Below are 7,444 nucleotides of genomic sequence, written 5' to 3'. Positions count from 1 at the left end.
CTAGATCAAACTGATCTTCCACGGGCGGTTTATCCTTTAGAATTGATTTCAAACTATTGCGTAAGGTTTTTCGGCGTTGATTGAATGCGATCCGGACAACCCGTCGCAAGTAGGGTTCAATTTCACCTGAAACTTGTCGGGCTTCCTTGAAACTGAAGCGTACAAAACAGGAATCCACATCCGGAATGGGATGAAAAATATTCCGACTAATATCAAACAGGTATTCAGTTTTGGCGAACAGAGCAGCATAAACGGAGAGGATTCCGTATTTTTTGGAGCCGTGGGGAGCCACCAGGCGTTTGCCAACTTCCTTTTGCATGAGGAAATGTACATCAGTGATCCGTTCGTGATGTTCAAAAGCCTGCAGGATCAATGCTGAAGTGATGTAATAGGGGATGTTGCCAATGAGACGAAAAGATCCCAGATCTTCTGGTGGTGTCCACTTGAGAAAATCACTGAATTCATATGAAAAAGATTCAATTTCGGTAGCCAGGGGTGCCAGGTATTCATCCATCCGTGCATCGATCTCGATGGCGTGCAATTTTTGCACACGGGCTGCAAACAGTCGTGTTAATGCACCAGTACCTGGTCCGATCTCAATTAAAGTGTCATCTGCCTGAGGTTTGACCGTCCGAACCAGCTTATCCAGAAAAGACGGGTCGGTAATAAAATTCTGCCCCCATTTCTTAAAAAAACGCAGATCAGGTCGTAGCCCCATTACATAACCTCGATGATTAAAAACATAGGTTACCCCAGAATGATTTTTGGCAAAAAGCCCACGACTTCAGTCGTGGGAACCAATCGTTATTATAAGCCAAAAAACAATTCTGCATTTCGGGTAGTTGCTTCAGCAACTTCTTCCAGGCTGATCTGACGTAACTCGGCAATTTTCTCAGCAATATGAATTAAATATTTTGGTTCATTGGGTCGCTTACCGCGATGGGGTGTTGGTGTCAGAAAGGGGCTGTCGGTTTCCAACATAAGACGATCCATGGGTATCCGGGCAGCAACATCCTGAACCAGGTCGTTCTTTTTAAAGGTCACCGTCCCGGTAAACGAAAGATGGTAACCTTTGTCGATCAGGGGCCTGGCAAGATCCCACCCACTTGGCCAACAGTGAAAAACGCCCCTGATATTTCCATGTTCCATCACTTGTTGCAAGATATCCTGGTCGGCTTCCCGGTTATGAATGATCACTGGTTTACCCGTAGCCAGGGCCAGGTCAAGGTGATCCCTGAAGAATACTTTCTGCAGATCCGGAGGTGCATCATCCCAGTAATAGTCCAGGCCGGTTTCACCAACGGCCACCACCTTTTGGTGAGCCAGCATATCCAGGATGTAATTTTCCCAATTATCCGGAGCTTTGGCGCAATCGTTAGGATGAATTCCTACAGCCGCATAGACCTGAGGATACTTTTCAGCCAGTTGAACCGCGATCTCAGAAGTGGGAATATCGATCCCGATAACCACCAGCTTGCCAACACCTTGCTGTTCGGCGGCCTCAAGAACTTCATCAACTCGCTCCAGCAGGGGCTCGATGTTCAGGTGGCAGTGAGTATCTATCATGTTGGGTGTTAGGGATTGGGGGTTAGGTGAGAAAATCATTTTGGGTAACTAATACCATATTCAGCTCCAAATTAGCCATATATTCTTCATTTTTTCCGTTTTTACTGCACTTCGGCGAGCTCAGTATGACACACTTAAAATTCTCACAGGGCGTAAAAAGGCAAAACTTGTCTCCCGTAACTTGCAAAGTATAGGGTGATATTTTGAATCTGATGAATACTTCAACTGAAAATGGTATAGCACCTAACACCTAACTCCAACCTCCAAACCCCTAACGTACTTTAGATCCTGTTTCAACATCTTTCAGGGGAACCAAGGGCGAGACCGTAGTGCCATCATCAGCCGCCAGGATCATGCCCTGGGAAAGTTCTCCCCTGATCTTGGCCGGTTTCAAATTGGTAATAATAGATACGGTTTTCCCCAGTAGATCTGCAGGTGCATAATGTTCTGCAATACCAGCAATTACTTGACGCTGTTCTGCACCCAGGTCAACCTGCAACTTTAAGAGTTTGTCAGCATTAGGGTGCTTTTCAGCCTTGATAATTTTGGCTACCCGGATATCCATTTTCATAAAATCTTCAAAACTGATCTCTGGTTTAAGGTCAAGCTTTTCAGCTTTGGATTCAGAAACATCCGGCATCTCGATGCGTGGAAAAAGCCCATCAGTTTTACCGAGTATTGTACCGGGTTTGATGTGCCCCCAGACAAACCAATCGGGTTCGGTCAGTCGAGCTTCTGCAGAAGTTCCCATGACTTCAAGCAACTGTGAGATCTTAACCGGCATGATCGGGTAAAGATGGACAGCGCTCAGTCGTAGTGCTTCAGCAGCACAATAGAGCACTGCTCCAGCCCGGATCTTATCGGTTTTCATTAGCTTCCAGGGAGCCGTCTCTTCCAGATACCGGTTGATCTCGCGCAATACCTCAAAAACATGGGTAATGGCATAATTCACTCTCATTTGCTCCAGCTCGCCGACCACTTTCTCTTGCAAACCGGCGACATGTTGAGCCAGGTCTGCGTCGATCGGTTCAGCTTCACCGGGATCCGGCAGGATGTAATCAAAGTTACGTCCCAGCAGTTTGGTGATCCGGTTGACCATGTTTCCAAGATCGTTGGCCAGATCAGAATTATAGCGATTAATGAAACCTTCCAACGTAAAACTGGCATCCTGTCCAGGAGTCATTTCACGCATAAGAAAATAGCGCAAGGCATCCACACCATATTTCTCAGAGAGATCCAACGGTCGGACCACATTTCCCAGAGATTTGGACATTTTAATGTCACCCATAAGCCACCAACCGTGGGCAAAGATAGTTTTGGGTAACGGGAGCTCAGCGGCCATAAGCATGGTGGGCCAGTACACAGCGTGGGTGGTCAGGATATCCTTTCCAATGAGATGATAATCTGCCGGCCACCATTTTTTGAATGTTTCATCAACATGAGGATACCCGATAGCAGAAATATAATTGGTCAGGGCATCAAACCAGACATAGGTCACATAATCGGAATCAAAAGGTAACTCGATACCCCAATTGAGACGAGATTTAGGACGTGAAATACACAGATCACCCAGCTTTTGTCGCAGAAAGCCCAGGACCTCATTTTTTCGGAAGGCAGGTTGAATAAAATCCGGATTATCATGGATATAGTTGATCAGATCTTCCTGGTAGCTTGACATTTTGAACCAGTAATTGGTTTCCGAGAGCCGTTTGACATCCCGCCATTCACCTTCTTCATATTCCTTGTCAGTCAGAAAGCGTTCCTCGGCAACAGAATACCAACCTTCATAAGAATCTTTATAGATCAGACCTTTATCCCATAGCTTTTGCAGCAAATGAACAACAACAGATTTATGGTTGTCTTGGGTGGTGCGGATGAATTGGTCATACTGGATATTTAGAGCATTCCACTTTTCCTGAAAGCGCAGGACGTATTCATCCACGTGCTGCTGTGGTTCAACCCCTCGTTTTTGGGCTGCCTGCTGAACTTTTTGGCCATGTTCATCAGTGCCAGTCAGAAAATAGGTCTCATCGCCCATTGCCCGGTGAAAGCGCGCCAGTACATCAGCCAGTATGGTGGTATAGGCATGGCCGATATGGGGTTCATCATTTACATAATAGATAGGAGTGGTAATATAAAATCGGGACATTGGGATCTAGTTCTTTCTTGCTTTATTATCAGAATCCATGTGTTTCAGAGCTTTTTTAATGGTCTTAAGATCATAGATCTCAGTTCTACCCTGCTCCAGATAAACCGTGCAGCGGCGGTTCAAGATATCATTGGAAACCAGAGTTCCCGGTCCATCAGCCGTTACCAGTGGCACACCTACCGAGGGAAAGTCTTTCATTGATTCATGATAGAAATCCCATTCAAAGCGCAAACAACATTTTAGTTTTCCACAGGCACCACTGAGTTTGCTGGGGTTGATCGGTAAATTCTGGTCTTTAGCATATTGAGTGGTAACCGGTTCAAATCCATCCATAAAACGGGAGCAGCAGATCTGTTGACCGCAGGGACCCTGTCCGTCAAGTCGTCTGGCATAATCACGTACACCGATCTGTCTCATCTCGATCCGGGTGCGAAATACATACGCTAGATCTTTGACCAGCTGCCGGAAGTCAACCCGTTCTTCAGCGGTATAGAAAAAAGTCATTTTTCTTCGATCCAGTTGGTATTCAACATCGATCAGTTTCATGTTCAGTTTGTTTTTACTGATCAGCTCCAACCCCTTGGTAAACACCCGGGGCTCGTCACGTCGATTGCTGTGATAAACTCCGATCTCTTTATCACTTGCTTTGCGAATCAGTTCTCTAATGGCTTCACCGTGCTTGCGATTATTGAATTCTGGCTCAGCGCTGGGAGATCGATTGCAACCAGAGGTTTTATTGCAGACCGGAGTTACTATACCAATATCTTCTCCAAGTTCGGTCTCAACGATAACATAATCGCCGGAACGAAGCTTCAGATTATTGGGATTAAGATAGGTTTCACGACGGTTGCCTTTAAAACTAACCTTAAAATACTTGGACGGTTTGGGACCACTATCACCAAATGATTCGTGGTTATGTTGCATATAGCGGGTCATACGATTTATTTCCTGACCATCAACCCTTAGGTCTTTGGTTCTATTCTGGTTCTTTTATATCCTGCGTAATTTAGGATCGCAGATGTTTCCGTAGTTCGAAAAATAAGGCAGTCAGCGCAAGCTGCAAATAAACTTTACGTTCCAGGGCATTCTTTGTGCGTTCGATCGCCTGGATGGCAGCCCGGCTGTCACAATTCGGGAAGAGTTTGTTCATTTGTTGAACCTGAGCAGCCCACAATACTGTTTCCCCCTCTTTGATATGCAGGGCAACATCTCTAAAGAACAAGATCAGTAAAGAAAGAAACCGTTGACGCGATTCATCACTTTGTTCTTCTTTATCGATCAAGGTTAAAACTTGTTTATGGACAGAAACATAATCCTCTCGAGCCAGGGTGTTCAATGTGGACCGGATCCGATCCAGCCAAAAGGTATTGTCTTGTTCAGTATAACGGTGAGCCGTTGCCAGATCTCCCATTGACATGCGGGCACAAATCTCTGCCTGCACCTGATCAATACCGACTTTTTGGATAAGGTCTTCCTGGATCAAGTCCCAGCTAAGATCTGGTATGTGGTGCAGTACACAGCGTGAACGAATAGTGTCGGGTAATCTGTCTGCATATTCCGTTGTCAAAAGAAAGATGGTTCCCTGCGGGGGCTCTTCCAGGATCTTCAAAAGAGCATTGGCTGCTTCAACATTCATTCTATGTGCTCGCAGGATAATAACCACTCGGGTTGATCCAGGATCATTTGCCAGATAAATATCTTTGCGCAACTTCCGAATCGCTGAGATCCGAATATCATTGGCGGCCTCTATCTCCAGATGATAATAGGGCCAGGCTGTTTTTTTGGCTAACTCGCTGTTGATGTGAGTCATCTCGGTTTCTTTGATACCGGCAAAGGGATCAGTTTGACTTGCTGATCTTCGTGGCAATGCATGGATCAGTTGCAGAGCAGGATGCTCGTGATTGAGAAATTGATGACACGATTTACAGGTGCCGCATGGTTTATTACTGTCAGATTGACAGTTAAGGGCGGCTGCGACATAGAAAGCCAGCGCGTCTTTGCCAACACCGGAGTTCCCGCTGAGAATATGAGCGTGCCCAAATTTTCCAGAGGTCATGAGGCTATCCCAATATTGGCGAGTTTGTGCTTGCCCTATCAGTTGGAATTTATTAGTCATTTCAGCCATTTCAGTGGATCTCTTTTGTTTTTCCCTTTCCAAACCTCAAAATGTAATCGTGCTCCATCCAGGCTGCCGATGTCGCTGACCTGGGCGATGATCTGATCCCTCAGAACATACCCATCCATGTTAACCTGAATGTTGTCTATATGAGCATAAACGGTATAGTAACTATCACCATGGGCTATAATTACGGTATTGCCATATCCTGGTATCCAGGTAATTGCAACCACATAACCATCTAAAACGGCACGAACATTTTTTCCTTTTGGTGCAGCAATATCAATTCCGGGATTGTTGGTTATAGTGCCCAGTTTTTTGTTTTTGTGAGGACCAAAGCGTCCTGCTAATTTTCCCTGAACCGGCCAACGAAGTTGACCTTTATATTTGGCGAACTCACCCTTGGCTTGATCCATGGTCATGCCGCGTTGTTGCGCCAGTTTTTTCAGGATCTCTTGTTTTCTTTTTTCAAGATCCTGGATCATACCCTGGATTTTTTTAGCAGCAGCCTGTTTAGTTCTGACCAGTTGCTGCATACTCTGACGGTCTTTTTTGATGGTTTTAAGCTTGGTTTCTTTCTTTTTCTGCTGTGATGATATCTGTCGACCAGACTGCTCTTCCTCACGGATATTGCGCTTTACCTCTCCCAATCGTCGGGCCAGATTATTTTGACTGCTTCGATTACCTCTTATCATTCCCTGGAGATTGTTTAGCATTTCATGATCAGCATCGTTTATAGCTGAAAGGTAGGTGGCTCGGCGCAGGGCCTGGTTGATATCACCTGAGGTTAGGAGCAGATCAATATCACGGTTTCGCCCCAGTTTATAGGCTTGAACTGCCCGTTGGGCTGCGCGTGTTTTCATGACCCGAATCTTTTTGTCGGTGGTCTGGATGGTTTCTGTCAGGATACTTATCTGACGCTCTTTGAGCTTTCTTTCTTTTTGCAGCTCACGTTTCAACTGGGTGATCATGGCTATTTGTCGATCAAGAACCTGGATCTGCTTGACTGTTGATCTTTCATCTTTCTGAGACTTGCTGATCTTTGAATTGAGACGATCGATTTCTTTTCGGATTTCCTTCAATCTGTTGGATTGTGAATTGATACTTCTGTCAAGATCTTCGGTTTGACCCGTTATAAACAGAGGCACTGAGAGCGCCAGGAAAAAAATATAGAACAATTTTTTCATCAGCTTTTAAGATAAGTGATAACCTTGGAAACCCATACATCAAAAATGTGATTCTGTTGCGAGCACAGAACTATTTCCTGAGAAGATCATTGAGCTGGAACAAATTGCTCTCGAAGGATCAAATAGAACAGGGTTAATAACTGAAACCATACGGCTGATCCCTGCTGTTTAATGGTTGACTGAAACCAGCTTCAAATATTAAGGTGTCAGCGATTAGTCGTACAAAATGATGCTTCGAGAGTCTCACTGAGGCTCTTGAAGGGCTAACAGAAATTAAGCTCATGAATGGAATTTGCGACTATTAAACCGGCCCATGTTATCCGTAAGTATATTTTACATATATATAGCCACAAAGTCACTAAGGCACTATGTTCTATAAAATCCCTGAATGGCTCTTTGAGCCTTTGCTTGTCCGGCGTAGCTCTT

6 protein-coding genes are annotated in these 7,444 nt (G+C 45.1%); all 6 read right to left on the bottom strand.

What is annotated here, in order from left to right; translation table 11 throughout:
- Window positions 1-718: 16S rRNA (adenine(1518)-N(6)/adenine(1519)-N(6))-dimethyltransferase RsmA (rsmA, locus tag U9Q77_12980; GenBank protein MEA3288271.1), on the bottom strand; the 718-nt coding region annotated here is incomplete at its 3' end.
- Between the two features lie 89 nt (window positions 719-807).
- On the bottom strand, window positions 808-1,566 hold the full coding sequence (locus tag U9Q77_12975) for a TatD family hydrolase (GenBank protein MEA3288270.1): 759 nt from the start codon (window positions 1,564-1,566) through the stop codon (window positions 808-810).
- 271 nt (window positions 1,567-1,837) lie between these two features.
- The gene (gene metG, locus U9Q77_12970; GenBank protein ID MEA3288269.1) at window positions 1,838-3,715 is read right to left on the bottom strand and encodes a methionine--tRNA ligase; all 1,878 of its coding nucleotides are present in this window, start codon (window positions 3,713-3,715) and stop codon (window positions 1,838-1,840) included.
- Between the two features lie 6 nt (window positions 3,716-3,721).
- Window positions 3,722-4,651, bottom strand: a complete 930-nt coding sequence (gene ricT / locus U9Q77_12965; GenBank protein MEA3288268.1) for a regulatory iron-sulfur-containing complex subunit RicT — start codon at window positions 4,649-4,651, stop codon at window positions 3,722-3,724.
- Between the two features lie 70 nt (window positions 4,652-4,721).
- The gene (locus U9Q77_12960; GenBank protein ID MEA3288267.1) at window positions 4,722-5,840 is read right to left on the bottom strand and encodes a hypothetical protein; all 1,119 of its coding nucleotides are present in this window, start codon (window positions 5,838-5,840) and stop codon (window positions 4,722-4,724) included.
- A complete protein-coding gene (locus U9Q77_12955) occupies window positions 5,828-6,979 on the bottom strand; it encodes a peptidoglycan DD-metalloendopeptidase family protein (GenBank protein ID MEA3288266.1) in 1,152 nt (383 codons plus the stop codon). Before U9Q77_12955 ends, U9Q77_12960 begins: the two co-directional genes overlap by 13 nt.
- Window positions 6,980-7,444 lie beyond the last annotated feature (465 nt).

This window comes from Candidatus Neomarinimicrobiota bacterium, assembly GCA_034716895.1.
In the GTDB taxonomy this organism is placed as follows: Bacteria; Fidelibacterota; UBA8477; order UBA8477; family JABMPR01; genus JABMPR01.
Note: the sequence above shows the minus strand (reverse complement) of the source record. Positions and strands in the feature narration are given on the sequence as shown.

What these genes read in the sequence shown, in the direction of transcription:
- metG (MEA3288269.1), bottom strand. Translation starts at nt 3,715, where the DNA reads ATGTCCCGATTTTATATTACCACTCCTATCTATTATGTAAATGATGAA.
- U9Q77_12960 (MEA3288267.1), bottom strand. Translation starts at nt 5,840, where the DNA reads ATGGCTGAAATGACTAATAAATTCCAACTGATAGGGCAAGCACAAACT.
- ricT (MEA3288268.1), bottom strand. Translation starts at nt 4,651, where the DNA reads ATGACCCGCTATATGCAACATAACCACGAATCATTTGGTGATAGTGGT.
- U9Q77_12975 (MEA3288270.1), bottom strand. Translation starts at nt 1,566, where the DNA reads ATGATAGATACTCACTGCCACCTGAACATCGAGCCCCTGCTGGAGCGA.